Here is a 26,611-nt window from a genome sequence, read left to right as displayed (position 1 = left end):
GGAGGTCATGTGCGATCTATGGGCAGCCGCCCTGACGGAATATTGAATCGCAAGCAAGCCGAGACGATAAAGCGTATTGCAATTGATTCGACTTCGATATTCGGTCAATTTCAGCTGGGAATCTGAAGATTTTTCAGAGCCTGGATGGGAGTGTAAATATTTGGCGAATCAGAGACGGCCAGATAAGAAAGGAGCATCTTATCAGTATTGACGATTTTTCCAAGGCTTATGGACTGTGCGCAGTAAATAAGCGTTTCGCACGAAAGACAACCATACAGGGCAATATCTTATAGTGCAAAAAATTGTGCCTATTGATTTTTTACAAAGTTGGATCGGAATTTGATATGACCAAAATGAAAACTCCCCCGTCTGCCGAAGAGCATGCTAGATATATGAAAGAAGGGTCTGATGGCAGGACGAACTACAAAGCTTCTGTCGGAAATATTGGTGAGCCCAGAAACGTCAGAAACGAGCCGGATCCGAAAAATAGAGGTGGGGATTATTTTTCGGGCAGCCCCAGTAGCTTTGGGGGCGCCAGGAATGCTTCTCTGAGTAAGCAAGCAGGAAAAATTGACCATTCTCACAGCGAAGACCCAGCGCAGAACGAACGTACGCGGGGAGATACGTCGGAGAATAAGAACGAAGATTTCGCCAGTTGGCGGAAGGAAAAGAATGACGAAAAACGGTAATGTTGGTTAAGGATCCGTTTATCAGTGAGTGTGGCAGAACTTCTTGCCATACATATATTGAAAGGAGTGAGTATGAAAAAGGTATCTGTGATGGTGGCCGCAATTCTTGGTTTGGCCCTTTCCGTCGGTGCGAACGCCCAAGTCAGCAAGAAGGACCAAGAGTTCCTGAACAAGGCTGCAGTTGGTGGTCTTTATGAAGTGGAGGCAGGACGTTTAGCCCAAGAAAAGGCGAACTCATCTGATGTCAGGGCCTTTGGCGAAATGTTGGTCAAGGACCATTCCTCAGCGAACGATGAACTAAAGGCTTTGGCTACCAGCAAGAGCGCGGTCCTGCCTTCTGAGTTGCCTGCAGAAAAGAAAAACCGCTTGGCCAAGGTCGCCGAGTCCAAGCATTTCGACAAGGAGTTCATCCGGGAAGTGGGCATTGATGACCATCGCAAGGACATCAAACTTTTTGAGAAGGCCAGCAAGAACGCTGACGATCCGCAGATCAAGGCTTTTGCTGCCAAAACGCTGCCTGCCCTTGTCAACCATCGTGAGCATGCCCAGGACCTGCAGAAAAGTCTAGGCAAGTAGGAATCTTTCCTCATCCCTGCCTACATCTTTTGAAGACTACGCTCAGGCAAGGGTAGAGGAGAGCTACTCCCAGTAGCGTCTCCTGCCCTTGAAGGAGTTTTCGTGGATAGCGTGTCGCCAGCCTCGCAGCCTTTCAAGGCGATGTCTCCTGCAAGGACGCTCAGGAGGGGCCCTAAGTCACCGTCCTGCCCAGCGAATGGGGCCTGTGACTTACTTGACCTTGGTACGGAACATGGCCCTGTCGCTGCCTTCGTCGATGGAGCTGACTGTAGTCAGACCGGTATTCGGCGCGCTGATGATAGACTGTCCGCCCCTCCGCACGTTTGCCCATGTCCTCTCGGGAGGTCACGTGCACACAGGAGGCCTTTCTGAGAATTGCGTGTGTTGCGCGCCACGCTGATCCTGGGGCTGACCTCCAACAGGGCGAACTTGCGATCCCCCTGGCCAGCACCAAGTCGGACTCGGTGCCCTGCGCGGCCTGCAGGCACGTCAAGAAATCGCGCTTGAGAGCTTCGCGCCTCGATGGAGTGCGCCTGATAGAAGGCTTCTTCGCAGAGGACATCGACGGCCAATAGCGGGAAGTACAGCAGCAACTTACGCGATCACAAGGTGCGCCAGACACCCAACCCGGGAACTACACGAGCGAGGTAGAGGCTTGCTCCGAGTGGCCTGTCTCAACGGCGAGAACGTGCTGGTTCCTTCTTGCCGTGGGCTGTTCGTGCTGACGTTTACCAATATATATTGGTAAAATGTCAATACCAAAAAATTCAAGTAAAGAGTGGCAAGGAACTAGGCATGGCAGCTGAATTTCCAATTCGGACATCTGGCCAGCTAACGGCTGTCCTTCAGGCTTTCCGCAAGGAGTCGGGAATGACGCAAAACGACGTGGCCGCACGCATGGGGCTGACGCAGCAAAAGCTATCTCACCTAGAACTGAACGCCCCGAACGTCAGCGCTGATCGCCTACTGCGTCTCCTTAGTGTCCTGGGCGTCGAGTTGGTGCTCCGGCGCCCCGCCGCTGCGTCGCAAACCACCGACGGCAGTAGCGGCTACCCGTGGTGACCAGTGTGTCGTGCTCCTGAGCTCGCGACGCCTTCGAAGTAGTGCAGATTAGGGTTCTGCGGCTTTTGGTCAACGCTGTTGAGTTCGGGCTGCATAAACCATGTGCTGATCGGTCGGGTCGTAAGAACCTTGCGCACTGGGCGCGGGTGTTCGGTGCTTCAGTGCAAGCCCCAACCTGTTTGACCGCCTCGAGGTTGACGACGCGGCTGGAGGGCCTTCTTCCCCGCCGCCGACCGCTCCAAGCTGGTCGGATGCCTATTGAGAAAGGCGTGCTTGCTTCACAAGCCAATCGAAGAACGCACGCATAGGGCTAGTCATATGCACAGTCCTGTTCCTATCTTCAAAGATAAGCGTTAGGACGGGGCCGGGGAATCAGGGGGCTATCTCAGACGAGAAGGGCTGGCCGCTGTACTTTAAGCGCTACGGCGAAGCGATGCTGGTCACCACTGTGCTCGTGCCCAACAAGGCCTACACCTCCGCCGTGATGCGGATGCCGTCGGGCGAGGCAAAACTGACGCAGCCGTCCCAACCGCTGTATGGGATCAACACCGCAGACGCGCATGTGGTGCTGTTCGCGGGCGGCTACCCGCTTTTCGTGAATGGTAAGTTCGTTGGGGCGTTCGGCGTTGGCGGAGGAAGCTGGGACCAAGATGAGAAAATCGGCCAAACGGTTCTGAAGGCCTTCGAGGCGGAGACCAAGTAAAGCGGCTGCTGGAGTTTAGAAAATACCTATGCAGGGGTTGAGCGCTCGGCCGCCCTGCCACACTGGCGGGATAAGGGGTGAGCATCGTCTGGATGGGATTCCGGAGCTACCGGATGGGGCCGAATCCAAAGTAGGCAGCGTTCGTTGGCCCCTTGGGCGAGGCAGCATCCTTCCCATCGGATGTCGCTGGCTGAATCCTTCCTTCAGGTGGGGTCTGCTGTCGGTCGGTCTGCTCAGCGTCTCTTCGCGGCCCCACATCCAGGTCGGCGATCATCTCTTCCAATGCCATCAGTCCGCTGGCCATGGCGGTTTTGTAGGTTTTGTATCCTTCCTTGGCGCGATCGATTTCCTTCCATTGATCCTCGTTCACGCGTTCAGTGATGACCCATTCAAACATCCCGGGGTCAGGCTCCGCAACATGAACGGCGAGGAGGCGTAGTACATCGACCATGCCGAAGTATAGGCACGGACAACTGGTGCTGGAATGTGCCCAAACCTACGGAAACGTTAAGTCGCTGCCTACATCCGTCAACAAGGCAGCCGAGCAAACTTTCTGCAGTCAAACTGCGGAGAGCTCCATGGCCACTGGCAGCCGCACCCTCTGGAAGGGTGCCATCACGTTCGGATTGGTTCACATCCCTGTTGGCCTCCACACAGCGGCGACAGAGGAAGGCGTGGACTTTGACTGGCTGGACAAGCGCAGCATGGACCCGGTGGGCTACAAGCGCGTGAACAAGCGCACCGGCCGCGAAATCACCAAAGAGAACATCGTCAAGGGCGTCGAGTACGAAGATGACAAGTACGTGATCATCAGCCCCGAAGAGATAGAAGCAGTCTTTCCCAAGACCACACAAACCATCTCCATCGAGCGGTTCATCGAAGCCAACGAACTGCCGTTTGTCTTCTTAGAGCGCCCCTACTACGTCGCGCCGATCAACAAGAGTGACAAGGTCTATACCCTCCTGAGGGAAGCATTGATCTCCACCGGAAAAATCGGCTTGGCCAAAGTGGTGATTGCGACAAAGCAGCACCTTGCGGCACTCGTACCTTCCGGACCAGCGCTGGTGCTGTCTTTGCTGCGCTGGGGCGACGAAGTCAAAACGCTGGACAGCCTCGATCTCCCTGCGGAGGGCCGCAAGTCTGTGAGCGCAGCCGAACTCAAGATGGCCACCCAGTTGGTCGAAGAAATGTCCGGAAAGTGGAACCCCGCCGACTTCAAGGATGAGTTCCGCATTCAGGTCATGAAACTCGTCGAGAAGAAAGCCAAGGCAGGGGAAGGAAAGACGGTGCTCGAACCTGAGGAGGAAGCACCTCAGTCCGCCGATGTCATCGATCTCACCGCGTTGCTGCAGCGCAGCCTCAAAGGCGGCGGAAAGCCCAGCGACAAGTCAGCTACCAAAGCCCCGGCCAAGCAGGCGAGCAAGGCCTCCGCCAAGAAGACACCGGCCAAGTCTGCCGCGCGAAAGTCCGGTACTGAACGCAAAGCCGCTTGATCTACAGTTTCCACCTCTGGAGCCAACATGCCCGACGACAAATCCCAATCCGGCGGCCAGGACCGCAAACGCATCAGCCTCTCCCAAGAGTACGAGGTTCGCGACTGGGCGAAGAAGTTCAACGTGACGCCGGAGCAACTCGAAGCCGCTGTCCGCGCCGTGGGCAACGATGCTGCCGCTGTCGAGGAACACCTGAAGGGCATCCGGTGAGCCTGTGCGCGTCGCGACGTGGAACGTCAACAACGTCAACAAGCGTTTAGCGCTGCTGGTGGACTGGCTGCAACGCACCCAGCCCGATGTGGTCGCGCTGCAGGAAATCAAATGCCCGACGGCTGATTTTCCGACCGCCGCGCTGCAGGAGGCCGGGTACAGCAGCTTGGTGGTGGGGCAGCGCACCTGGAACGGCGTTGCCATACTGAGCCGCAATGCGGACCCTCTGCCCATCGTCACGGCGTTGCCTGGTGACTCGACAGACAAGGAGGCGCGCTACCTGGAGGCGGCCATCACGGGGATCTTGTTTGCCTGCCTGTATTTGCCCAACGGCAATCCCCAGCCGGGCCCCAAGTTCGACTACAAGCTTCGCTGGTTCGAGCGCCTACGGCGCCGGACCGAGGAGCTCTGGCATTCCGGGCACCCTGTGGTGCTGTTGGGTGACTGGAACGTTGTGCCCACGGACGCAGATATCTACAAACCCGATACTTGGCGCGATGACGCGCTGTTGCAGCCGGAGGCGCGTGCCGCCTTTGCCAGCATCCTGGCGCAAGGTTGGACGGATGCCATCGGCAAGGTCCATCGCAAGGTGCCCTTCACGTTCTGGGATTACCGGCGCAAGCGGTGGGAACGCGACGCCGGGCTGCGCATCGACCACATTCTCGTTGGACACTCGCTGAAGCTGCTGGACGCGGGAGTGGAACGCGAGGAGCGCGGCAAGGAGAGTCCGAGCGACCATGCCCCGGTGTGGGCGGAGCTCACTGTCGAAAAAGCACGAGCGGTGCGCAAACCGACCATAGCTGTCAAGAAATCGCTTGCCACGAAGAAGGCCGAGAGGACGGCGAAAGCCAAACCCCCATCCACTCCCGAACCGCTCGCACAGTACAAGGCCAAGCGCGATTTCACGAAGACTTCCGAACCCCCCGGCGCTGCTGCGAAGCTCCCTCGTCGCGCAAAGGGCGCGGCGGAGCCATTGCAGTTTGTGATCCAGAAACACTGGGCGTCCCGTCTGCACTACGACTTCCGGCTGGAGATGGACGGCGTCATGGTGAGCTGGGCGGTACCAAAAGGTCCATCGTTCGACCCCAAGGTCAAGTCCATGGCCATTCATGTCGAGGACCACCCCACCGACTACAACACCTTCGAGGGGACCATTCCGAAAGGCGAGTACGGCGCCGGCAAGGTCCTCATCTGGGACCGCGGAACGTGGGAGCCCGTGGGCGATCCTCGCGACGGGCTGGCCAAGGGCAAAATCATGTTCCACCTCCACGGCCAAAAGCTTGCGGGTCTTTGGGAACTTGTGCGCATCTCGAAGCCTGGCGAGAAAAAGCAGGATCAGTGGATGCTGTTCAAGAAACGCGGCGACGCCTGGGCACGGCCGAGCACAGAGTACGACGTCATCGCCGCGCTGCCCGACAGCGTGGTCGAGACGCCGCTGGGACTCGCGGAGGAACGTGAGCCGGTCGTTGGCACGACGGGATCCGCACTTGGCGCCACATTTCAACCGCTGGCGAACGCCAAAAAGTCCCGCCTTCCTGCCAAGCTGGAGCCGCAACTCGCCACGCTGGTGTCGTCGGTCCCTGATGGCGACTGGATCATCGAGACCAAGTTCGACGGCTATCGCATTCTTGCGCGCGTGGAAGGAGACGAGGTTCGCCTCTATACGCGCAACGGTAATGACTGGACAGAGAAGCTGCAGCAGGTGGCCGATTGCATCGCGGAGCTTGGCCTGACCCGCGCTTGGCTGGATGGGGAAATCGTGGTGCTGAATGACGCCGGTATCCCGGATTTCAACCGCCTTCAGAACGCGATTGACAACGCTCGCACGCGGGAAATCGTGATGTTCGTGTTCGATGTGCCCTACCTGGGCGATCAGGACCTTCGCAGCGTACCGCTGGTAGCGCGGCGGCAGCTGCTCCAGGAGCTGTTCGACAAACGCGAGAGCAGCACCGTCCGGTTTAGCCAGGCTTTCGAGGTCGCGCCCTCCCAGCTTTTGGGCGCCGCCTGCGACATGGGGCTAGAGGGCCTGATGATCAAGCGGGCGGATGCAACGTATGAATCCGGGAGGACCGACAGCTGGATGAAGCTCAAGTGCCAGCACAGGCAGGAGTTCGTGGTTCTGGGCTTCACCGACCGCACTGGCGCTGCCAAAGAGGTCGGTAGTCTGCTGCTGGGTTATCACGAGGAGGGGAAGCTTGTGGCGGCCGGATCCGTCGGCACGGGATGGGGTTCCTCGACGGGGGCCGAACTGCATGCCCGATTGGTGAAGCTCGAAGTTCCGGACCCGCCTCTGGACGCAGCCGAGTTCAAGCCGGGCCGGTGGTCCAAGCGCAAGGTCGGTGCTGAGCGGTGGGTCCGTCCCTCCCTGGTGGTGGAGGTGGCGTTTGGGGAATGGACCCCCGACAAACGCATTCGGCACGCGGTGTTCCGAGGTATCCGCACGGACAAGCCGGCGAAGATGATCATCCGCGAGCGCGTGAAGAACCCAGCCGCCTCAGCGCTTGCCCCCGTTGCGACAGAGTCCAAGGCAGCGCAGACGATCTCCAAGGTCAAGATCACCCATCCCGACCGGGTGATTGACCCCACCACGGGATTGCGCAAGATTGATCTTGTGCGCTACTACGAAAGCGTTGCCGAGTGGATGCTGCCCCATCTCAAGGATCGGCCAGCATCGCTGGTCCGAGCGCCAAACGGGATTACGGGGCAGTTGTTTTTTCAGAAGCACCCAGAAAGCAAGATGCCGGGGCTCAAGGAACTGGACCCCGCCCTGTGGCCCGGTCACGAGGCGCTGTTGGCTGTGAACTCCGCAAACGCGCTGATTGCGGCAGCGCAGATGAACGTGGTTGAGTTCCACACGTGGAACTCCAAGGTCGCCCGCATCGACCAGCCGGACCGGTTCGTGCTGGACCTTGATCCTGGAGAGGGTGTCACCTGGCCGATGCTTCAGGAGGCCGCGCAGCTCACCCGCGTGATGCTCGCCGAGCTGGGCCTGGAGTGCTGGCTCAAGACCAGCGGTGGAAAGGGACTGCACATAGTGGTGCCGATCACGCCCAAGCGCGACTACACCGAGGTGAAAGCGTTCTCGCAATCCGTGGTGAAGCACATGGCGCGGGTGATCCCAAGCCGGTTCGTTTCTGTGATGGGCGGCAAAAACCGCGTCGGGAGAATCTTCATCGACTACCTTCGCAACGGCCATGGGCAGACCACCGCGTGCGCCTTCTCAGCGCGCTCGCGGCCCGGGTTGGGGGTTTCGATGCCGGTGGGTTGGGAGCAGCTCAAGGAGCTCAAGGGCGGCGCGCAGTGGACAATTGCGACGGCGCGGGAGTATTTGAGTTTTCAGCAGGAAGATCCCTGGAGGGAATTCTGGAGGAAGCGGCAGTCAGTCGACAGTGCCATAAAAATACTCGCTGGAACATAGGGAGGCGTGAGCCGTGATGCCGTTGGATCGGGGACCACCTGCCAAGCACGTCGGCTTTGGGCTGGGTGTGGTCTGTCGCCGGAGGGCAGACTTGATGGGGCAGCGCGACAAAAATGAGCGACCTATCAGTGGTCGTTCGTGTCGGCCAGCAATCGACCCTGAGCGGACGTTCGGCAATGCGCTCTGACCTACTGAGAGTCAGCCGCTCAGCGATAAAAGCCTTCGCATATCTTCCGCCTATAAGGGTTCAACAGTCATCTCGGAGGCATCGAAAACCATGTGCTTTTGGAGGGCGGGTGTCACGCGAATCTGGGCACCGTCACCGATAACGACGGCGACTTCGATGGGAAAGCTATTTAGTGCTAAAGCGCTTGCTTGGGCGAAGTAGTTCTCTCTGTGCAGGTTGTTGAGAAATCGTACCCACTTGCATTCGACTCCAAATATAGTTTCACTTCCGTCGTCTTCGAACCGGTTGGCAAGAATATCAATTACTTTCGATCCAAACCGCACGGACTCTCTGACCTCAAAGCCAGCTCTGATCAAGCTAAGCGCAACAAGAGACGTCGCGAATCGATCTGCACTACGCTCATCCATTGCCTTGCTCCTCATCACCGATCTCTTCCTGATGGCCCGAAGGGGCATTGAACGTCGCCGTTGAGCACTCAAAATGTGCCTTTACCTCTTCGTAGAGTGCCAGAAGCACATTCACATCAGCAAGAGGCTTCGACGTTTTTATTCGAGATATCCCTTTTTTCCTTCCGTTGTAAATCGGTTGGATGTAGATCTTCTCCTGATTGCATTCGGATGCATCTACCGCCGCGACATAGACAGGAGCTTTCATTGCTTGGGCTCGTGTGACTTCCTCTTGAGAGAAATCCGCGCGTATGGAACCTCCTTCAGGTTTGTTGCCGGTCGCTTTAACCTGCAAGAAAAAATAGGGACCAAAAGGATGTCCGTCTTCTTGAAGCCGCACTACGAAGTCGAGTAACTCCGCCTTTTCCCCAAGGTGGCACGGATCAAATATCGGGTGAGACCCGTCTTTTAACGGGCGTAAAAGCTGGCTCCCAATTGCGTACTCGCCGCGTTTCCCCAGTAAGGTGATCGTATCGGGCATGTTGTGTATACCGTTATCTGTAGATAAGCATCAGAAGTTCTACGATAACAGAGCGGATAGCTCGCAAACCTAGCAGGCGCCCGCTCCTGGGCGACAGCTGTCCTTGTGCGAGGGCGAGCCTTTCTACGGAGCGCTCAGCGCCCTCGGTGTTTTGAATAAGCCTCCCTGTAGGGAGCAGCATGGTGGCCGCGAAGTCCCCGGGAGCGCGTCACTCAGGCTCGATTTGAGCCATCCAAACGATGCTCACCCCTCATCGCGCCAGTGCGCCAGTGCGGTAGGGCGGCGGAGCACTCGAACCCACTCCGCATTGATCAACGTCCGAGGCTTCGCTCCTCGTTCGCGCCCGACCCAGCGCATTCGCCCTGTACGGCCAGCTCAGCGTGGATGCCTTCGACGCCGAGGCCTCGGGTGGTCTCGATGCGTGGGACCCACTCACGCCAGGCAGCCCCTGGTGACCAGCTCAGCCCTACCGCCGCGAGTTCTATGTGCCTGCAGGCAACGCACCGCCGCGAGTTCTATGTGCCTGCAGGCAACGCTTCGCCGCAGTCCATCGCGGCTGCCCCGCAAAAACAGCAGGTCAGTGTGGAAAACTAATGTGCTGTGGGCTTCCGCCCGAGTTAAGAATTTTATTGTGTAGTTCAGTCTTTTGGTGGAATCCACAGCCTCCTCCGACCAGGGCCACGGCGCTGGCCGTGTGATGCGGACTGGCCGTGGGGCGCTGGCGCCAGCGCTCGGGCGTGAAGCGGCCGGCCAGGCTGGCGATGGCGGCGGCTTCCAGCGCCTCGTCGTCGCTCATGGGCGGCAGCAGGTCGGCAAAGCGCTGGGCCAGCATGGACTTGCCCGAACCCGGCGGCCCCACCAGCAGCAGGCCGTGGCCTCCGGCCGCCGCAATCTCCAGCGCGCGCCGCGCCTGTGCCTGGCCACGCACCTCGGCCAGGTCCAGGCTGCTGCGCACGGCGACGGCGGGCTGCGGCTGCACCGCATGCCAGCCCGGGCCGGAGCATGTCTGGGTGTCGCCTGCTGCCGGCAAGGCGTCGGTTTCGTCGGTCTCTTCGGTGTCCTCGCTTTCGTCGCTGCAGCAGGCATCGTCCGTGTCCTGCTCCGCCTGCACCAGGGCATTGGCCGAGCGTGTGATGAAGCGGCGCACCACGTCCAGCAGGTGGTGCGCGCAGAACACCTGGGCCGACGGCACGAAGGCCGCCTCCTGCGCGCTGCCCGGCGGCAGCACCAGGCGGGCGCCGTCCTGCTGGCGGTGCAGGGCCAGGGCCGTGGCCAGCGCGCCGCGCACGGGCCGCAGCGCGCCCGACAGCGACAGCTCGCCCGCGAATTCGTAGTCGGCCAGCGCATCGCCATTGATCTGGCCGCTGGCCGCGAGAATGCCCAGCGCAATGGGCAGGTCGAAGCGCCCCGAATCCTTGGGCAGGTCGGCGGGCGCCAGGTTGACGATGATGCGTTTGTTGCTCGGGAACTCCAGCCCGGAGTTCAGCAGCGCCGAGCGCACGCGTTCACGCGCTTCCTTGACCTCGACATCGGCCAGACCCACCAGCGTGAACGACGGCAGGCCGTTGGCCAGATGCACTTCCACGGTGACACGCGGGGCGGCCAGCCCCAGCAGCGCACGACTTTGAACCAGGGCCAGACCCATGGGCACCTCGCAGGAACGACAGAGACAAAGCCACACAAAGGAAGAAGCCGCCAGCGGTGCGGCGGCCTCGGTGACCCAGTATGGCAACGGCCTTGGGCCTTGTGGGCGGCGGGCGCGGCGCTGAACCCAAATCTCAGAATGTTCTGACCCTTGCAGCGCAAAAATCAGAACAGCTTCACCAGCGCCGGAACGCTCAGCACGGCCGTGTAGTAGCCCATGAACTGCACGCCGGTGTTGAAGCCGAAGCCGCGCGACAGCAGGCCGCCGAGCAGGCCCGGCAACGGCCATTCCCCTGCGCCATGCGCCATGCGAGATTGCAGGCCGAAACGCGTGCGGTGCTGGCTCAACCCGCCTGAGCCAGCCCCCGGGCCTGCGCACGCAGCAGCGCGATAAAGCGCTGCTGCTCCTGCGTGGGCGCGTCATCGGTGCGGGTGAGGATGCCGAAGGGCGCCATGGGCACGTCGATGCAGACCGGCAGCGCCCTGACCAGGCCCATGCGCAGATAGTCCTTGAGCGCGGATTCGGACAGCAGCATCACGGCATCGGTCAGCTGCACCAGTTGCTGCATGGAGTACACCGAGCTGCATTCGATGATGTCGGCCGGCGCGGGCAGCTCCAGGCGCTGCAGCAGCTGGTCGAGCGCGATGCGCGCAGGGCTGGTGGCCGGCTGCAGGATCCAGGGCCAGTCGCGCACCAGTTCCTCCCAGTCGAGCTTGCGCCGGCGCGCCAGCGCATGGCCGCTGCGCACGACGAGCAGCAGCCGCTCGTTGCCCAGTTCCTCGAAGCCGTAGCCGCTGCTGTCTGCCGTGGGGCTGCGCCGTGCAATGGCCAGGTCGATGCGCCGCTGGTCCAGCAGGCGCAGGATCTGGTCGCTGGTGTCGCCCATGATGCGCAGGCGCAACTGCGGGCTTTGCGCCTTCATGCGGGCCACGGCAGTCATCACCAGGTCGGGTGCTGCGCCCATGATGGTGCCGATGGACAGGTAGCCGTAGCCGCCCTGGCGGCGCGCGGCCAGGTCCTCGGCGCAGCGGTCCAGGCTGTTGAGCGAGGCCTCGGCAAACCGCACCAGCTGCGCGCCCAGCGCCGTGGGCCGCATGCCGCGCGGCAGGCGCTCGAAGAGCTGGCAGCCGAACATGTCCTCGATCTCGCGCAGCATGCGCGTGGCTGCAGGCTGGGACATGGCCAGGCTCAGCGATGCGCGGTGCAGGTTCAGGCTCGATCCCAGCGCCACCAGCATGTGCAGGTGCTTGTAGCGCAAACGGTTGAGCAGGCTGCGGTGCAGCACGGGCGGGGTGGATTCGGGCGGCTTGTCAGGCATAAGCGCAAGGTATCGGATGTGACCGAAATTCGATTTGTTGAGCATCGATCATGCGCCGTACATTGGCCCTGCGACAAGAAAAAACAGACCCAATCCAGGAGACAAGACATGCACAGCCCATCGCCTGTTTCATGACGCGCCGACGCGGCCGGCACCAACGCCGCGGCCGCGCTCGCACCTTCATCAAAGCACGCCTTCAGCGCTCCGGACGACCGGGCGTGACGGCCTCTCATTGCCTGCAAGGAAAGTCATGAAAAAACTCCCCGCTCCCCTACTCGCCAGGATCTCCTGGCGCCTGCTGCCCTTTCTTCTGCTCATGTACATCATGGCCTTCCTGGACCGGGCCAACGTGGGCTTTGCCAAGGTGGCCTTCCAGGCCGACACCGGCATCAGCGATGCGGCCTTCGCCTTTGGCGCGGGCGTGTTCTTCGCGGGCTATGCGCTGCTGGAGGTGCCCAGCAACCTGATCATGCACCGCGTGGGTGCACGCATGTGGATGTGCCGGATCATGGTCACCTGGGGCCTGGTGTCGGCGGCCATGATGTTCGCCCACGACCAGACCACGTTCTACGTGCTGCGCTTTTTGCTGGGCGTGGCCGAGGCGGGGTTCTTCCCCGGCGTCATCCTGTACCTGACCTACTGGTTCCCGGCAGCGCACCGCGCGCAGGCCATGGGCTTTTTCTACTTCGGCGCGCCGCTGGCCTTCATCTTCGGCAGCCCGCTGTCGGGCCTGCTGCTGGAGCTGGACGGCATCGGCGGCTGGCACGGCTGGCAGTGGCTGTTCGCGGTGGAGGGGCTGATGGCCGTGGCCGTGGGCATCTGGGCGTATTTCCACCTGGACAACCGCCCCGCCGACGCCACCTGGCTCAGCCGCGAGGACAAGGCGCTGCTGCAGGACATCCTCGACAGCGAAGAGCGCGCCAAGGGCGGCCACGGCCACAGCCTGCTGGCCGCGCTGTGCCAGCCGCGCGTGCTCTACCTGGCGCTGATCTACCTGCTGATCCAGGCCAGCGTCTATGGCGTGGTGTTCTACCTGCCCAGCCAAGTGGCGGGCCTGCTGGGCACCAAGGTGGGCCTGCTGGTGGGCGTGGTCTCGGCCATTCCCTGGCTGTGCGCGCTGCTGGCCGCCTGGTGGATTCCGGGCCATGCCGAGCGGACAGGCCAGCCGCGCGGCATCGCCAGCCTGACGCTGGTGATGGCTGCCGTGGGCATGGCTGCATCGGTGAGTTTCTCCAGCCCCCTGCTGGGTGTGGCCGCGCTGTGCCTGGCGGCGGCCGGCTTCATCGCCGTGCAGCCCGTGTTCTGGACCTTTCCCGCCAACACGCTGGCCGGCGCTGCGGCCGCTGGCGGCATCGCCTTCATCAACTCCCTCGGCGCCGTGGGGGGCTTCATCGCCCCCATCGTCAAGAACTGGGCCGAGGGCTTTTTCCACTCCCCGGCGGCCGGCCTGTACCTGCTGGCCGGCACCACGCTGCTGGCTGCGGCCCTGGTGCTGGGCGTGCGCGCACGCCTGGCGCCGGCCCTGGCCGCACCGTCGGCCGCCTGAACCACTTGCACACGGAGCACAACCATCCCATGACACAGATCCCCACCATCAAGCAGGTGCGCGCCTTCACGCTCAAGGGCGGCGGCGCCGACTACCACGACCAGTCCGACGGCCACTGGATCGACGACCACATCGCCACGCCCATGGCCAAGTACCCCGAGTACCGGCAAAGCCGCCGCAGCTTCGGCATCAACGTGCTGGGCACGCTGGTGGTGGAGATCGAGGACAGCGCCGGACGCGTGGGCTTTGCCGTGACCACGGGCGGCGAGCCTGCGGCCTACATCGTCGAAAAGCACCTGGCGCGTTTCCTCGAAGGCGCCCGGGTGACTGACATCGAGCGCATCTGGGACCAGATGTACCTGTCCACCCTGTACTACGGCCGCAAGGGCATCGTCATCAACACCATCTCGGGCGTGGACCTGGCGCTGTGGGACCTGCTGGGCAAGGTGCGCGGCGAGCCAGTGCACCAGCTGCTGGGCGGCGCCGTGCGCGACGAGCTGCAGTTCTACGCCACGGGCGCGCGGCCCGACCTGGCGCAGAAGATGGGCTTCATCGGCGGCAAGATGCCGCTGCACCACGGCCCGGCCGAAGGGGAGGAGGGCCTGCGCCGCAACCTGCAGGAGCTGGCCACCATGCGCGAGCGCGTGGGCCCGGACTTCTGGCTCATGCTGGACTGCTGGATGAGCCTGGACGTGAACTACGCCACGCGCCTGGCCCAGGGTGCGCAGGCCCATGGCCTCAAGTGGATCGAGGAGGCCCTGCCGCCCGACGACTACTGGGGCTACGCGGCCCTGCGCAAGAACGTGCCCACCGGCATGCTGGTGACCACGGGCGAGCACGAGGCCACGCGCTGGGGCTTTCGCCAGCTGCTGGAGATGGGCTGCTGCGACATCATCCAGCCCGACGTGGGCTGGTGCGGCGGCATCACCGAGCTGCTCAAGATCTCGGCCCTGGCCGATGCCCACCAGGCCCTGGTCATCCCGCATGGCTCCAGCGTCTACAGCTACCACTTCGTGGCCACGCGCCACAACAGCCCGTTTGCCGAGTTCCTGATGATGGCCCCCAAGGCCGACGAGGTCGTGCCCATGTTCCATCCGCAGCTGCTGGGCGAGCCCGTGCCCGTCAACGGCCGCATGCGCCTGTCGGCGCTGGACAGGCCTGGCTTCGGCGTGGAGCTCAATCCCGAGTGCGCTTTGCACCGCCCGTACACGCACTGAAGGAGCCCGCCATGCAACTGCCTGCCAACCCCTTCAAGGCCGCGCTGCGGCGCGCCGAGCCGCTGTACGGCATCTGGGCCGGCTTTGCCACGCCCTATGCGGCCGAGATCATCGCCACCACGGGCTACGACTGGATGCTGGTCGATGGCGAGCATGCCCCCAACACCGTGCCCACGCTGCTGGGCCAGCTGCAGGCCGTGGCGCCCTATGCCACGCACCCGGTGGTGCGCGCCGTGCAGGGCGACACCGTGCTCATCAAGCAGCTGCTGGACGTGGGCGTGCAGACGCTGATGGTGCCCATGGTGGAGACGGCCGAACAGGCGCGCGAGCTGGTGCGCGCCATGCGCTACCCGCCCCACGGCGTGCGCGGCGTGGGCGGCGGCCTGACGCGGGCCACGCGCTGGGATGCCGTGCCCGACTACATCCGCACGGCGCATGAGCAGCTGTGCCTGATCGTGCAGATCGAATCGCCCCGGGGCGTGGCCCATGCGGCCGAGATTGCGGCCGTCGATGGCGTGGACGCCGTCTTCATCGGCCCGGCCGACCTGTCCACGGGCATGGGCCATGCGGGTGACTCCAGCCAGGGCGAGGTGCAGGACGCCATACGCCGCACCGTCCAGGCCACGCTGGCCGCCGGCAAGGCCTGCGGCATCCTCGCGCCGCGCGAGGAGGATGCGCGCCGCTATGCGGACTGGGGCTGCCGCTTCATCGCCGTGGGCATAGACATCAGCCTGCTGCGCCAGGCCGCGCTTGCCAACCTGGGGCGCTATCGCGCCACGCAAGCCACGGACCAGGCGGCCCCTGCATCCCGCACCTACTGAACCCAAGGAGAACTCCATGGCATCCCTTCCCGTGCTGCGCAATTTCATCGCCGGCAGCTTCACCGACAGCGCCGAACTGCATGAGGTGACCAACCCCGCCACGGGCGCGGTGCTGGCGCGCTCGCCCCTGTCCAGCCAGGCCGATGTGGACCGCGCCATCGCCGCCGCGCGTGGCGCCCACAAGGCCTGGGCGCGCCGCCCGGCCGTGGAGCGCGCGCAGTACCTGCGCCGCGTGGCGGCCCGCATCCGCGACAACGCCGCGCGCATTGCGCGCACCATCACCGAGGAGCAGGGCAAGGTCCTGGGCCTGGCCGAGGTGGAGGTGAACTTCACCGCCGACTACCTGGATTACATGGCCGAATGGGCGCGCCGCATCGAGGGCGAGGTCATCACCAGCGACCGGGCCAACGAGCAGATCTTTTTGCTGCGCAAGCCGCTGGGCGTGGTCGCGGGCATCCTGCCCTGGAACTTCCCCTTCTTCCTGATCGCCCGCAAGATGGCGCCGGCCCTGCTCACGGGCAACACCATCGTCATCAAGCCCAGCGAGGAAACGCCCATCAACTGCCACGCCTTCACCGAGCTGCTGGCCCAGTGCGAGCTGCCGGCCGGCGTGTTCAACGTGGTCTATGGCCAGGGCGGCACGGGCGCTGCGCTGGCCGGCCATGCGGGCGTGGACATGGTCAGCTTCACGGGCAGCGTGGCCACGGGCGAGCGCATCGCCGCAGCCTCCGCGCCCCACATCACCAAGCTCAACCTGGAGCTGGGCGGCAAGGCCCCGGCCATCGTGCTGGCCGATGCCGACCTGGACCTGGCCGTGCGCGCCATCCGCGACTCGCGCATCATCAACACCGGCCAGGTCTGCAACTGCGCCGAACGCGTCTACGTGCAGCGCCAGGTGGCCGACGAGTTCACGGCCCGCATCGCCCAGGCCATGGCAGCCACGCGCTACGGCGACCCGATTGCGCGGCCCGACGTGGAAATGGGCCCGCTGATCAACCAAAAGGGCCTGGACAGCGTGCAGGCCAAGGTGCGCCAGGCCATCGCCGACGGCGCGCAACTGGTCACGGGCGGGCAGGCCGCAGACCTGGGCGCGGGCTTTCACTTCCAGCCCACGGTGCTGGCCGGCTGCCATGCCGGCATGGAGATCATGCGCAAGGAAATCTTCGGCCCCGTGCTGCCCATCCAGGTGGTGGAGGACCTGGACGAGGCCATCGCCCTGGCCAATGATTGCGAGTACGGCCTGACCTCTTCTCTGTACACGCGCGACCTGTCCAAGGCCATGCAGGCCATGCGCGAGATCGACTTCGGCGAGACCTACATCAACCGCGAGAACTTCGAGGCCATGCAGGGCTTCCATGCGGGCGTGCGCAAGTCGGGCGTGGGCGGGGCTGATGGCAAGCACGGCCTGTACGAGTACACGCACACGCACGTGGTGTACCTGCAGGGGTGAGCCAACGGCTCGCCTATCGCTTCACGGTGGCTGACGTTATGAACCGGGCAATGGTGCTGGAAACCCCGGGCACTAGCGGCAGCCCCTCCTTGTCATAGGTTGCAAGATTGGCAGCGCGATCGTTGGTCTCCACCTTCTTGAGCACATGGTTGGTGGCGGGCAACAGCACAAGCTTGGCGTTCGGTGCAGCCTTGGCCAGACGCTGAGCATCCTTTGGCTTGATCTGCAGGTCGCGCTCACCTTGAATGATGAGCACGGGTTTGGAATAGCCCGCTATCAGGCGAGCGGGGTCCAGCGCGAAGGTGTTGATGAGAAAGCCTTGTACGCTGGCATGGAACATGGTGTTGAGCGGCCTGTCCATCTGGCGGGTATCCACGCGCCTGCCTGCTTCCAGAGCATCGATGACCGGTAACGCCTGGTCCAGGATCGGTGCATTGGCGGGGTCTTCCTTGAGCTGTTCCCGAAGCGTCTGCCCCATTGGGCGACCAGGAGCTGCTACCAATATCAGTCCGCAGATATCGGAGCGGCCCTGACCAGCCTCCAGAGCGACCAGTCCACCTTCACTGTGTCCCAGCACCCAGACGCATTGGGCACCGGTCTCGCTGCGGATGGCGTCCACCCAGTGGTGCACATCTTCGGCATAGGCCTGGATGGTCACGGCATTGGGGTCCTCCACGGCCTTGTAGCTTTCGAACATGCCACGTTTGTCGATGCGTACGGTGGCAATGCCCTGGGTGGCCAGTTCCTGTGCGAGCAGTTGGTAGGTCGAGGCTTTGAGGCCGAACGGGCTGTTGCCGTTGCGGTCGGTGGGGCCTGAGCCGGGGACGATCAGTACGACCGGCGGCGCGCTTTGGCTCGGCGTCAGCAGAACACCCCGCAGTGGGTCAAGTGGCCCCGTTGCCTGCAGCGGCTTTTCGCCAAGGACGGCCGTGGCCGGTGCGGCCATGGTGGTGCTTGCGCAGATGGCGGCCGCCAGGCCGAGGAGTAGAGCTTTCATGGGCAGGGCCGCAGAGTTGATCTGCGTGCCATTGGAGCATGCTTGTCTGTCGGCCCTGTCAGGTCGAGGCCGCGCGCTTGCGGTTGCGCGGCGCCTTGGGCGGCGGGCTGCTGGCCTCCAGCTCCCGCGCCCGGGCGCGGATGCGCGCAAAGGCGCTGGCCATGGCCTGCAGCTCGGGCTCGGGCACGGCGTCCATGAGCTCGCGGTTGATGGCCTGCACCTGCGGGAACAGCTCGGCATGCAGGGCGCGGCCCGTGTCGCTCAGGCGCAGCAGTGCGCGGCGCGCATCGCCCACCTGGCTCTCTTTCCACACCAGGCCCTTGGCCAGCAGCGCCGTGACCGCGCGCGAGGTGCGCGTGCGGTCCAGCTGCGCCTGCTCGGCCAGCTGCGAGGGCTGCAGCTGCCCGGCCTCGGCCAGCAGGCAGAGCATGCGCCACTCGCGCCGCGTGATGCCGTAGCGGCCCTCGCACAGGCGCACCACGCGGCTGCCAGCGGCCGCCTGCAGCCGCGCCAGGTGGTAGAGGAACATGTCGTCGAGCACGGCGGGGTGGCGCCAGCGGTGGAGGTCGGTCATGGACTCGCGGGCCGGTTTCGGGTTTACGCTAGGGATGATGGATTAGATGCATTGTCGGCGGCCTGCGTACATTGGCCGCAAGACAACGACAAGGAGACAAGTATGCCCAGCCCCCTCGCAGCCCTGGCGCGTGCCGCCCTGGCTTTGGTCGCCGCCGGCCTGTGCGCGGCGCCCGCCCTGGCCCAGGAATGGCCCAAGGCCAAGCCCATCCGCATCGTCGTGCCCAATCCGCCGGCCGGCCCGTCCGACATCTCGCTGCGCCCCTTGGCCGCCGCCATGCAGGCGGCGCTGGGCCAGGCCGTGGTCGTGGACAACAAGCCGGGCGCCAACGGCAACATCGGCGCGGCCGAGGTCGCGCGCTCCGCGCCCGATGGCTACACCTGGCTGTGGGCCATGGACCCCGTGCTCACCGTCAACCCCCATGTCTACAAGAACATGGGCTACAAGGCCGACGCGCTGGAAACCCTGGTCGTGGCCGCGCGCTTCTCGCAAACCCTGGTCTGCGGCCCGGGCACGGGCTTCAAGTCCGTCAAGGACATGGTGGCCGCCAGCAAGACGCGCGAGCTGACCTATGCCTCGGGCGGCGCGGGCTCGCCGGGCCACCTGGTCATGGAATCGCTGCTGGCCACCTCGGGCGCCAAGATGGTCCATGTGCCCTACAAGGGCCCCGCGCCGGCCATGCAGGACCTGCTGGGCGGCCAGGTGGACTGCGGCTTCCTGGCCGGCCCCACGGTCTTGCCCCAGGTCCAGAGCGGCAAGCTGATCGCCCTGGCCACCTCGGGCAAGACGCGCTCGGCGCTGGCGCCCGAGCTGCCGACCATTGCCGAGTCGGGCTTTCCCGAGTTCGACGGCACCTTCTGGATCCTGCTGGCCGCACCCAAGGGCGTGCCGCCTGCCGTGCAAAAGCGCTTTGTCGACGCCATGAACGAAGCCATCCGCGCACCCGAGCAAAAGGAACGCGCCAAGGCCCTGGACATCGAGATGGTCGGCTCCACCGTGGCCGAGGCCCAGGCGCGTGCCGAGGGACAGTCCGCGCAGTGGGCCGCCCTGGTCAAGCGCATCCACCTGACCAACGACTGAAGCCGCCACCAGGGCCTGTGGCCCTGAGGCACCGCCGTTTTGGCGATACTCCCTTTCCCAACGCATCCACTGTCTCCTGGCTCCCATGGCAACCCAGCGCCCCAATCTGATCTTCATCCTGGCCGATGACCTCGGCTATGCCGACCTCGGCTGCACGGGCGCGCGCGATGCGCACAGCCGCGCCACCGATGTCTCGCCCCGCCTGGACGCCATGGCCGCGCAGGGCATGCGCTTCACGCGCGGCTATTCCAACTCGGCCGTGTGCTCGCCCACACGCTTTGCCCTGGCCACGGGCCGCTGGCAGTACCGCCTGCGCGGCGCGGCCGAGGAGCCGATCGCCAGCGTCCACGGCGACAAGGTGCTGGGCCTGCCGCCCGACCATCCCACCGTGGCCTCCCTGCTGCGCGACGCCGGCTACGCCACCGCCCTGGTCGGCAAATGGCACCTGGGCTACCCGCCGCATTTCGGCCCGCGCATGTCGGGCTACGAGGAGTTCTACGGCTTTCACGCAGGCGGCGCCGACTACTTCGCCCACTGCGACCCGCGTGGCCGCCCCGACTTCTGGATCAACGAGGAGCCGCACGAGGAAGAGGGCTATCTCACCGACCTGCTGAGCCGCCGCGCCGTGGACTTCGTCGAGCGCCAGACGGCCGACAAGCCCTTCTACCTGTCCCTGCACTACAGCGCCCCGCACTGGCCCTGGCTCACGCGCGACGACCTGGAGGAATCGCGGCGCATCGGCGGCTTCGGCAAGCACACCGACGGCGGCACCATCGAGACCTACCAGCGCATGATCCACCACATGGACGAAGGTATTGGCTGGGTGCTGGACGCGCTCGAGAAAAAGGGCATGGCCGAGAACACGCTCATCGTCTTCACCAGCGACAACGGCGGCGAACGCTTCTCCAACAACTGGCCCTTCATCGGCCAGAAGATGGACCTGCTCGAAGGCGGCATCCGCGTGCCCCTGCTGGCTCGCTGGCCTGACCGCATGCCGGCAGGCGCCGTCAGCGACACGCCCAACCTGACCATGGACTGGTCGGCCACCTTCCTGGCCGCCGCGGGCGTGGACGGCCACGCCGACTACCCGCTGGACGGCGTCAGCCTGCTGCCCCTGATGGAAGACGGTACCTGGAACCCCGAGCGCGACCTGTGCTGGCGCATGAAGCACCGCGCCCAGCGCGCCCTGGTGCGCGGCGACTGGAAATACCTGCAGATCGAAGGCGTGGAATACCTCTTCAACGTCGCCCAGGACCCGCGCGAACGCGCCAACCTGCGCGACCGCGAGCCCCAGCGCCTGGCTGAGCTGCGCGCAGCCTGGCAGCAATGGGATGCTTCACTGCCGCCCATTCCGGAAGAAGCCAAGGTGTCGCTGGTGTTCAGTCGGCAGGATCTGCCTTCGGCGACGTTTTGAGGGTGTGTGTGCCCGCAGGCTGTGGGCGATAAAACAAGGCAGGCCTTTGGGCCTGCCTTGTTTCCTGATTACTGGTACGTCCTGACCATGCCCGCCCGTGCGGCCTCCGAGTTTTCGCACATGTCCTTGGCCTGTTTGTAGAGGGCCTGGGCCTTGCTCTTGTCCTTCTCCATGACTTCGTAATGGCTGGCCTTGGCAAGCACCAGGTTGTATTGGAGATAGCCGGCGCTGGCCGATGGCAGCGACTTCACGGCCTGTGACACCATTTGGTCCAGGCCCTCCAAGGACCCACCCCAGCGCGGGCTCAGGTAATTGAGGGCATTGACGCGGGCCGCCAGGTTCTTGGGATCGGCCTGATCGGCCGCCTGCAGCCACTGCGCCGCAGTACGCCCACCCACCTGGTTTTCCATCGCGGCCAATCCAATCAGCATCGTCTGCGGCAAGGCCGAGCGGGCATCCAGCGCCATGGCCTTTTGCAGATACGGCTGGGCCTTCGCGCTGAGCTGCTTGACAGTGTTCCACTGGCTGCCCGTCACCCTGGAGGCCGGCGCCTCGCCACGGGCGCCAAATGCCTTGTTGCCGTAATAGAGGCCCGCATTGAGCTGGGCAAAGAACGACTTGGGCTGCTGATCCGCCCACATGCGTATCACGTTCTCTTCCTGCAGGCTCAGTTGCTGCAGTCCCAGCAGATCCCGCATGGTCAACAAGTCCCCGCCCGAGGAAGAAAGATTCTTCTTGTGCTTGCGGGCCAGTTCCTTGTCCAGCGCCTCGAACTTGAACTCGCTGAGCAGTGCAGCTCTCTCGGACTCTTCCAGAGTGGCATTGCCATCGGGAATCAGCGGGCACTGCGCGGCATAGGTGGCAGTGGCTGCGGAGAGAGACAGGGTGGCGAGCAGGATGCGGATCAGGGTTTGGGTGGGTTTTGCGGTCATGTGTCCCTCTTGGAAATGGTTGTGTTATTTAATGACTTAAAACTAATGAGTCAATATTTATTTCTCCAAACTCCTGTTTAAATCAAAGTGCCGTGAGAAATAGAAGCAGAACAATAAAAAATGGAAGGAGATATGCTGCAAGGAACATTATTGCATCGCCATTCTTCCAGAAGAGCTTGTAGCCATGCTCGTACAAGAATGCGAAGAAAACTGCAGTCTGAAATAAATTCCCAATAAGACTGAACTTGGAATTGTATAAGTTAGAAGATATAAGAAGAAATAGCGTGATGTAAAATAATATTGCAAATACCCTAGTCATTATTCCGTAAAATCAGTTATGGAATTAGATTGATTCATGAATAGATAATAGGAAAGCAATCGCTGAAGCAATGAAGGGTTCAAGAGCTATTCGCGATATTAATTAAATCCCATGGATTAAATTAATCGCTGCCGAATATGCTTTTGGCGTTTGTTGAAAAATGAATAATCAACACTAAAATTCCAAGAATAGCTCCAATCAAACCAACAACGGCACCGCCTCGCGGTAACCATAAAAAAGCCAGAATGCCACCGACGACAGCCGTTAAAACACCTATTATCATAACTAACATTCCATATTCATTTTTGTATATTTTCATCACAATTGATTCTTCGTGCATGTAGTTGAACATGTGCATGTTTGATATCCGACGGATGTTCCCCCCATCAACATCGTCTGTGCCTTTGCCGTAGAGTAATGCTTCCATCTGCCCTTTCGTCACCAGGCAGACCCTGTAATAACGCTGTCGTTGCCCAAAAGGGCCTCATATGTCGCTCTCAGAAGTTGACCCCAGGAAATTCCATATTATTTTTAATATTCAACTTTTACCAATCGGTCCGAAGAGAAAATAAATCTAACATCACCGTACCATATTAGATCATTTTCCATTTTTATTTGAGGGTTAACTGCTTTTTTATTGATGGATGAATTCTTTAGCTTATATGCAATCTGCTCCATATTCATTCCTCTCCATTCGCGCTCGATGAGTGAAATTACATTATCAATATCTGCGCGCGATGATTCACACCCTTGATTTGAGTAAGATAATGTTATTGATTTGTCGACAACCGAGTATGCCAAATAAATAATCACCAAAATTAGCGCAATTATCAAGATAAATGATTTGTTTATTTTCATAAAATTATTGACCTGCTTTGGCGGCATCTCTTGCCCGTCGTCTTGGGGTAGTTTAGAGCCAATAATTCCTTTTGCATTTTGGTTGTATATACCGTATTCAAAGTATTGTGTTTTCACTGAAGTATCATATGTCAACACACCACTATGCCCACCAAGCCACGTGCTTGTTTTACCTTCGGCGTACTCCACCGGATAATCTGGAAAATTAACAACGTAGGCTTGCTGTAAGCCTAACGAATCTATCCACCCCGTGGGATTTACAGGGTAGATATAGTGATTATTGCCTCCCATCAACCCAATCGGATCCTGATTGATGTAGCTCCCCACCATCGGCTCGTAATACCGATGCCGGTTGTACTACAGCCCCGTCTCCCTGTCATGGTGCTGCCCCGGCAGTCGGATCGCCTGGTGGATGCCCTGCGGCTTGTATTCCTGCAGCACATTGCCTCAGGGCCCAGCTTTGCGGCCCAGGCCACCTGGCCTGTCTGGTCCGTCAGGGCCATGGGTGTGCCTAGATGGTCACAGTGGTAGCGGTGAATGGCGATGCGCGACTGCTACGCTTTGGCCTGCTCCTGCTGTTGGGCCTGCATGCATACCGAACATGCGTGCGGCGCCCTCGGCCTATTTGCTCAGCATGGCCTGGGCGCCGGGCGGCAGGCCGTGCTCAAGGGTGTGGCGCAGGTGCCAGGTAGGCTCTTGCTGCATCTCGCACGGCATGGCGCTGAGCATCGTTTTCATGAGGACTAGGGCTGGCGTGTGGCTGGGGTCGTCCTGGAGGAAGTGCATCGACGGTGCAGCACCACATTTTCTTGTATCGGCGTGAGGACGAACTGCAGGTCATGAGCAATGTGAGAAAAATCTACAGAGATATTGCGCTTCTTTCATTTGTTGGCGAGTTTACCGGCAACATTGACATAAATCACCTTTTTGCAGAATCAAACCACTTTCTTGCCTCATTTGAATCTTGAGGAGTACCGCGCCCCAGCCCATACATCAAACCTAGCTGAAATTGTGCATCTCTATTTCCCTGCGCCGCAGCGAGATGAAACCATCTCATTGATTCTTTGTAATCTCTCTTAACCTTTTCGCCTTCTTTGTAAATTAATCCCATCATTAACTGAGATTTTTGATTTCCGTTCTCGGCAGATAATGTATACCACTTCAATGCCTCTTTAAAATTTCGAGGGACACCTTTCCCGTCATCATTCAAAACACCCACGATATACTGAGCATTCGCATCGCCGTTACTCGCGGCCAAAAAAAACCATTTAAAAGCTTCTTTATAGTCTCGATAACTGCCTTCATCATTTAAATAAATTTCACCAAGGCATAGTTGAGAATGGATATCCCCGTCAGAGGCCGCTATTTTCAGTTCCTCTATTGATCTTGCATATTTTTGACATAAGGCTTCTTTCTTCTGCGCAAACGACGGCAAAACAAACAAAAAAGGGAAAAGTGAAGAAATTACTAGTAACAATATTCTTCTTTGAAACGGCATAAATCTCCATGAGATAAATTTATTTCCAATGAAATTGTCTTACTTTAATAAGATACTATCACCAAGGGAATTTAATTGGTATCTTAGGATTTGAGACAGGTCCAGTCGCTGTGGTTCCAGGCGTATTCTCTATAGCGTCTTTTGCGACTTTCCCGACATCCTTAACGCCTTCCTTCATTAGAGTATCAATCTCTTTCTCCATAGCAGACAAATCCTCACACCCCTTTGGAACATCAGGGACAGCAAGTATGCATTTCGATATCTTATCTTGAAGCTCTCTGCGTCGACGCCCTTTATTCCCGATCTCTTTCACTAGATCCGCCGTTTCTTTTGCATCATTTATTTGATCACCCTTTTCCTTTACTTCCCACATTTTCTTTGCATCTTCAAAAATATTTCCAAACCCGAACAAGCCAAATGGATCAATATCCGCATTTGGATTAAATGGATATTTAATCAAGTTTACCCCGCCCATCAACCCGATCGGATCCTGATTGATATAGCTCCCCACCACCGGATCGTAATACCGATGCCGGTTGTAATACAGCCCCGTTTCCCTGTCATGGTGCTGCCCTGGCAGCCGGATCGCCTGGTGGATGCCTTGCGGGTTGTACTCCTGCAGCACATTGCCCCAAGGGTCCAGCTTGGCCGCCCAGGTGACTAGCCCCCGTTGGTCGGTCAGGGCCATGGGTGTGCCCAGGTGGTCGCAGTGGTAGTGGTGGATGGCGATGCGGGCGTGCTGTTCTTTTTCCTGGTCCTGCAGTTTGGCCTGCATGCCGCTGAGCAGGCGGGTGGTGCTTTCGGCCTGTTCGCCCAGCATGGCCTGGGCGCTGGGCGGCAGGCCGTGCTCCAGTGTGTGGCGCAGGTGGTGGGCCGCGTCTTGCTGCATGTCGCGCGGCATGGCGTCGAGCATGGTTTGCATCAGGGCCAGGGCCGGCGCGTGGTTGGGGTCGTCCGGGTCAGGCAGGCCTGCGGCGATGGCTTGCACCAGCAGGTGGGGCTCGTCTTGGGGGTCGCCGCTGGCCGTGGTGCTCAGGCGCACCAGGGGGGTGAAGCTGCCGGGCTCGTAGATGGTGTGTTCTATGTGGCGCGTGTCATCGCCATGCTGCAGGCGTTCGGTGTGGATGAGGCGGTCGCCGTCCCAGCCGTAGTAGTGGGTGCGGGTGGATTCTGTGGAGTCCGCGCTTTCCACTTGCTGCTTCAGGCGCCTGCCCAGGGCGTCGTAGGTGTAGCGGCTGTGGTGGCGCAACTGCTCGGCGTTGCCCTGGATCTGGCTGCTGCGCACGGCGATGAGTTGGTGTGCTCCGTCGTAGTGCAGTTGCTGCTGGCTGTGGTCTGCATGCATTTGCGCGATGCGGTTGCCGCAGGGGTCGTAGCGCCAGACGCGGTCTTCGCTGAAGCCGATGCGGTTGTCTTCCCAGCGCTGCACGGGGCCTTGCCGCTGGCCTGCAAGGTGGCCCAGGCCCATGAGGTTGAAGTCGGTGTGCCGCCAGTGGGCGTGGACCTGGGCGGCCCAGCTGTCCTGGGTGTTCGTCTGGCCCGGTGCACCGGGTGCACCGAGTGCTGGCAGGCGGTTGCCGGCAGGGTCGATCTGCCAGCGGGCGGTGGTCTGGGGGTCCTGGCTGTCGGTGGCCGCTCTGAGGCGCCCGGCGCTGTCGTAGCCGTAGCGCAGCAGTT

General features: G+C 61.4%; 25 protein-coding genes and 2 pseudogenes. 13 read left to right on the top strand and 14 right to left on the bottom strand.

The features are described from left to right. Positions 1–344: 344 nt before the first annotated feature. The 4 genes from HFGMBDPB_RS12470 to HFGMBDPB_RS12455 all read left to right on the top strand — a co-directional run bounded on the left by HFGMBDPB_RS12470 (position 345) and on the right by HFGMBDPB_RS12455 (position 3,030). Positions 345–689 carry a hypothetical protein gene (locus tag HFGMBDPB_RS12470; RefSeq protein ID WP_050042241.1) on the top strand — a complete coding sequence of 115 codons (345 nt, stop codon included), beginning with the start codon at positions 345–347 and terminating at the stop codon, positions 687–689. Positions 690–761: 72 nt separating this feature from the next. Next, positions 762–1,265: a DUF4142 domain-containing protein gene (locus HFGMBDPB_RS12465; RefSeq protein WP_034366591.1), complete on the top strand. Its 504-nt coding sequence runs from the start codon at positions 762–764 to the stop codon at positions 1,263–1,265. 795 nt (positions 1,266–2,060) lie between these two features. Further along, positions 2,061–2,327 (top strand): helix-turn-helix domain-containing protein, encoded by a 267-nt coding sequence (locus HFGMBDPB_RS12460; RefSeq protein WP_082254177.1) that lies wholly within the window; start codon positions 2,061–2,063, stop codon positions 2,325–2,327. 304 nt (positions 2,328–2,631) lie between these two features. Continuing rightward, entirely contained in the window at positions 2,632–3,030 is a 399-nt protein-coding gene (locus HFGMBDPB_RS12455; RefSeq protein ID WP_212645663.1) for a GlcG/HbpS family heme-binding protein, read from the top strand. Between the two features lie 106 nt (positions 3,031–3,136). Here HFGMBDPB_RS12455 and HFGMBDPB_RS12450 read toward each other — a convergent pair whose 3' ends face one another. After that, entirely contained in the window at positions 3,137–3,427 is a 291-nt protein-coding gene (locus tag HFGMBDPB_RS12450; RefSeq protein ID WP_016452110.1) for a hypothetical protein, read from the bottom strand. A gap of 181 nt (positions 3,428–3,608) precedes the next feature. On the opposite strand from HFGMBDPB_RS12450, the gene ku reads away from it, so the two are divergent. From ku to ligD, 3 genes are read left to right on the top strand one after another with little or no spacing between them, the layout of a single operon-like run. Further along, positions 3,609–4,523, top strand: a complete 915-nt coding sequence (ku, locus tag HFGMBDPB_RS12445; protein ID WP_034369066.1) for a non-homologous end joining protein Ku — start codon at positions 3,609–3,611, stop codon at positions 4,521–4,523. A 27-nt stretch (positions 4,524–4,550) separates the two neighbouring features. Then, positions 4,551–4,733, top strand: coding sequence for a DUF3606 domain-containing protein (locus HFGMBDPB_RS12440; RefSeq protein ID WP_016452108.1), 183 nt, complete (start codon positions 4,551–4,553; stop codon positions 4,731–4,733). Between the two features lie 4 nt (positions 4,734–4,737). After that, positions 4,738–8,151, top strand: coding sequence for a DNA ligase D (gene ligD, locus HFGMBDPB_RS12435; protein ID WP_154833160.1), 3,414 nt, complete (start codon positions 4,738–4,740; stop codon positions 8,149–8,151). A 237-nt stretch (positions 8,152–8,388) separates the two neighbouring features. Here ligD and HFGMBDPB_RS12430 read toward each other — a convergent pair whose 3' ends face one another. The 5 genes and pseudogenes from HFGMBDPB_RS12430 to HFGMBDPB_RS12410 all read right to left on the bottom strand — a co-directional run bounded on the left by HFGMBDPB_RS12430 (position 8,389) and on the right by HFGMBDPB_RS12410 (position 12,273). Further along, positions 8,389–8,745 carry a hypothetical protein gene (locus tag HFGMBDPB_RS12430; RefSeq protein ID WP_050042368.1) on the bottom strand — a complete coding sequence of 119 codons (357 nt, stop codon included), beginning with the start codon at positions 8,743–8,745 and terminating at the stop codon, positions 8,389–8,391. Beyond that, positions 8,738–9,265 (bottom strand): hypothetical protein, encoded by a 528-nt coding sequence (locus HFGMBDPB_RS12425; RefSeq protein WP_050042366.1) that lies wholly within the window; start codon positions 9,263–9,265, stop codon positions 8,738–8,740. The genes HFGMBDPB_RS12430 and HFGMBDPB_RS12425 overlap by 8 nt, the downstream gene beginning before the upstream one ends. Positions 9,266–9,926: 661 nt before the next feature. Then, positions 9,927–10,910 (bottom strand): annotated as a pseudogene (locus HFGMBDPB_RS12420) (YifB family Mg chelatase-like AAA ATPase); the annotation flags it as partial. A 164-nt stretch (positions 10,911–11,074) separates the two neighbouring features. After that, on the bottom strand, positions 11,075–11,257 hold the full coding sequence (locus HFGMBDPB_RS12415; RefSeq protein WP_212645669.1) for a hypothetical protein: 183 nt from the start codon (positions 11,255–11,257) through the stop codon (positions 11,075–11,077). Then, positions 11,254–12,273: a LysR family transcriptional regulator gene (locus HFGMBDPB_RS12410; protein WP_034368751.1), complete on the bottom strand. Its 1,020-nt coding sequence runs from the start codon at positions 12,271–12,273 to the stop codon at positions 11,254–11,256. Before HFGMBDPB_RS12410 ends, HFGMBDPB_RS12415 begins: the two co-directional genes overlap by 4 nt. Positions 12,274–12,478: 205 nt before the next feature. Between HFGMBDPB_RS12410 and HFGMBDPB_RS12405 the strand changes: the two genes are divergently transcribed. Genes HFGMBDPB_RS12405 through aldA form a run of 4 tightly spaced genes read left to right on the top strand, consistent with a single transcriptional unit; the run spans position 12,479 to position 17,262 of the window. Further along, entirely contained in the window at positions 12,479–13,774 is a 1,296-nt protein-coding gene (locus tag HFGMBDPB_RS12405; protein WP_034368750.1) for an MFS transporter, read from the top strand. Positions 13,775–13,803: 29 nt separating this feature from the next. After that, positions 13,804–14,991 (top strand): L-rhamnonate dehydratase, encoded by a 1,188-nt coding sequence (gene rhmD / locus HFGMBDPB_RS12400; protein ID WP_016452099.1) that lies wholly within the window; start codon positions 13,804–13,806, stop codon positions 14,989–14,991. A gap of 11 nt (positions 14,992–15,002) precedes the next feature. Then, positions 15,003–15,812: an HpcH/HpaI aldolase family protein gene (locus HFGMBDPB_RS12395; RefSeq protein ID WP_212645503.1), complete on the top strand. Its 810-nt coding sequence runs from the start codon at positions 15,003–15,005 to the stop codon at positions 15,810–15,812. Positions 15,813–15,828: 16 nt separating this feature from the next. Next, the gene (aldA, locus tag HFGMBDPB_RS12390; protein ID WP_047219370.1) at positions 15,829–17,262 is read left to right on the top strand and encodes an aldehyde dehydrogenase; all 1,434 of its coding nucleotides are present in this window, start codon (positions 15,829–15,831) and stop codon (positions 17,260–17,262) included. A gap of 13 nt (positions 17,263–17,275) precedes the next feature. Here the strand turns inward: aldA and HFGMBDPB_RS12385 are convergent, their stop codons facing one another. Next, on the bottom strand, positions 17,276–18,259 hold the full coding sequence (locus tag HFGMBDPB_RS12385; protein ID WP_034397791.1) for an alpha/beta hydrolase: 984 nt from the start codon (positions 18,257–18,259) through the stop codon (positions 17,276–17,278). 58 nt (positions 18,260–18,317) lie between these two features. After that, positions 18,318–18,833: a MarR family winged helix-turn-helix transcriptional regulator gene (locus HFGMBDPB_RS12380; RefSeq protein WP_016448606.1), complete on the bottom strand. Its 516-nt coding sequence runs from the start codon at positions 18,831–18,833 to the stop codon at positions 18,318–18,320. Positions 18,834–18,935: 102 nt separating this feature from the next. Between HFGMBDPB_RS12380 and HFGMBDPB_RS12375 the strand changes: the two genes are divergently transcribed. Both HFGMBDPB_RS12375 and HFGMBDPB_RS12370 read left to right on the top strand, forming a co-directional pair. Beyond that, a complete protein-coding gene (locus HFGMBDPB_RS12375) occupies positions 18,936–19,913 on the top strand; it encodes a tripartite tricarboxylate transporter substrate binding protein (protein WP_212645502.1) in 978 nt (325 codons plus the stop codon). An 85-nt stretch (positions 19,914–19,998) separates the two neighbouring features. After that, on the top strand, positions 19,999–21,327 hold the full coding sequence (locus tag HFGMBDPB_RS12370) for a sulfatase family protein (protein WP_212645501.1): 1,329 nt from the start codon (positions 19,999–20,001) through the stop codon (positions 21,325–21,327). 68 nt (positions 21,328–21,395) lie between these two features. Here HFGMBDPB_RS12370 and HFGMBDPB_RS12365 read toward each other — a convergent pair whose 3' ends face one another. The 6 genes and pseudogenes from HFGMBDPB_RS12365 to HFGMBDPB_RS12340 all read right to left on the bottom strand — a co-directional run. Then, positions 21,396–22,259 carry a DUF4034 domain-containing protein gene (locus HFGMBDPB_RS12365; RefSeq protein WP_212645500.1) on the bottom strand — a complete coding sequence of 288 codons (864 nt, stop codon included), beginning with the start codon at positions 22,257–22,259 and terminating at the stop codon, positions 21,396–21,398. Between the two features lie 440 nt (positions 22,260–22,699). Then, the gene (locus HFGMBDPB_RS12360; RefSeq protein ID WP_212645499.1) at positions 22,700–23,005 is read right to left on the bottom strand and encodes a hypothetical protein; all 306 of its coding nucleotides are present in this window, start codon (positions 23,003–23,005) and stop codon (positions 22,700–22,702) included. Between the two features lie 104 nt (positions 23,006–23,109). Then, positions 23,110–23,553: an Imm58 family immunity protein gene (locus HFGMBDPB_RS12355; protein WP_349305372.1), complete on the bottom strand. Its 444-nt coding sequence runs from the start codon at positions 23,551–23,553 to the stop codon at positions 23,110–23,112. A 108-nt stretch (positions 23,554–23,661) separates the two neighbouring features. Further along, positions 23,662–24,210: pseudogene (locus HFGMBDPB_RS29700) on the bottom strand (RHS repeat-associated core domain-containing protein); the annotation flags it as partial. A gap of 145 nt (positions 24,211–24,355) precedes the next feature. Continuing rightward, a complete protein-coding gene (locus HFGMBDPB_RS12345; RefSeq protein ID WP_212645498.1) occupies positions 24,356–24,934 on the bottom strand; it encodes a tetratricopeptide repeat protein in 579 nt (192 codons plus the stop codon). A 58-nt stretch (positions 24,935–24,992) separates the two neighbouring features. Beyond that, positions 24,993–26,611: RHS repeat-associated core domain-containing protein (locus tag HFGMBDPB_RS12340; RefSeq protein WP_212645497.1), on the bottom strand; the 1,619-nt coding region annotated here is incomplete at its 5' end.

This window comes from Delftia sp. PE138 (assembly GCF_018320755.1).
GTDB classification, from domain to species: domain Bacteria; phylum Pseudomonadota; class Gammaproteobacteria; order Burkholderiales; family Burkholderiaceae_C; genus Comamonas; species Comamonas tsuruhatensis.
The sequence above is the reverse complement of the archived record's forward strand: the minus strand, read 5'-3'. Positions and strand labels throughout refer to the sequence as shown.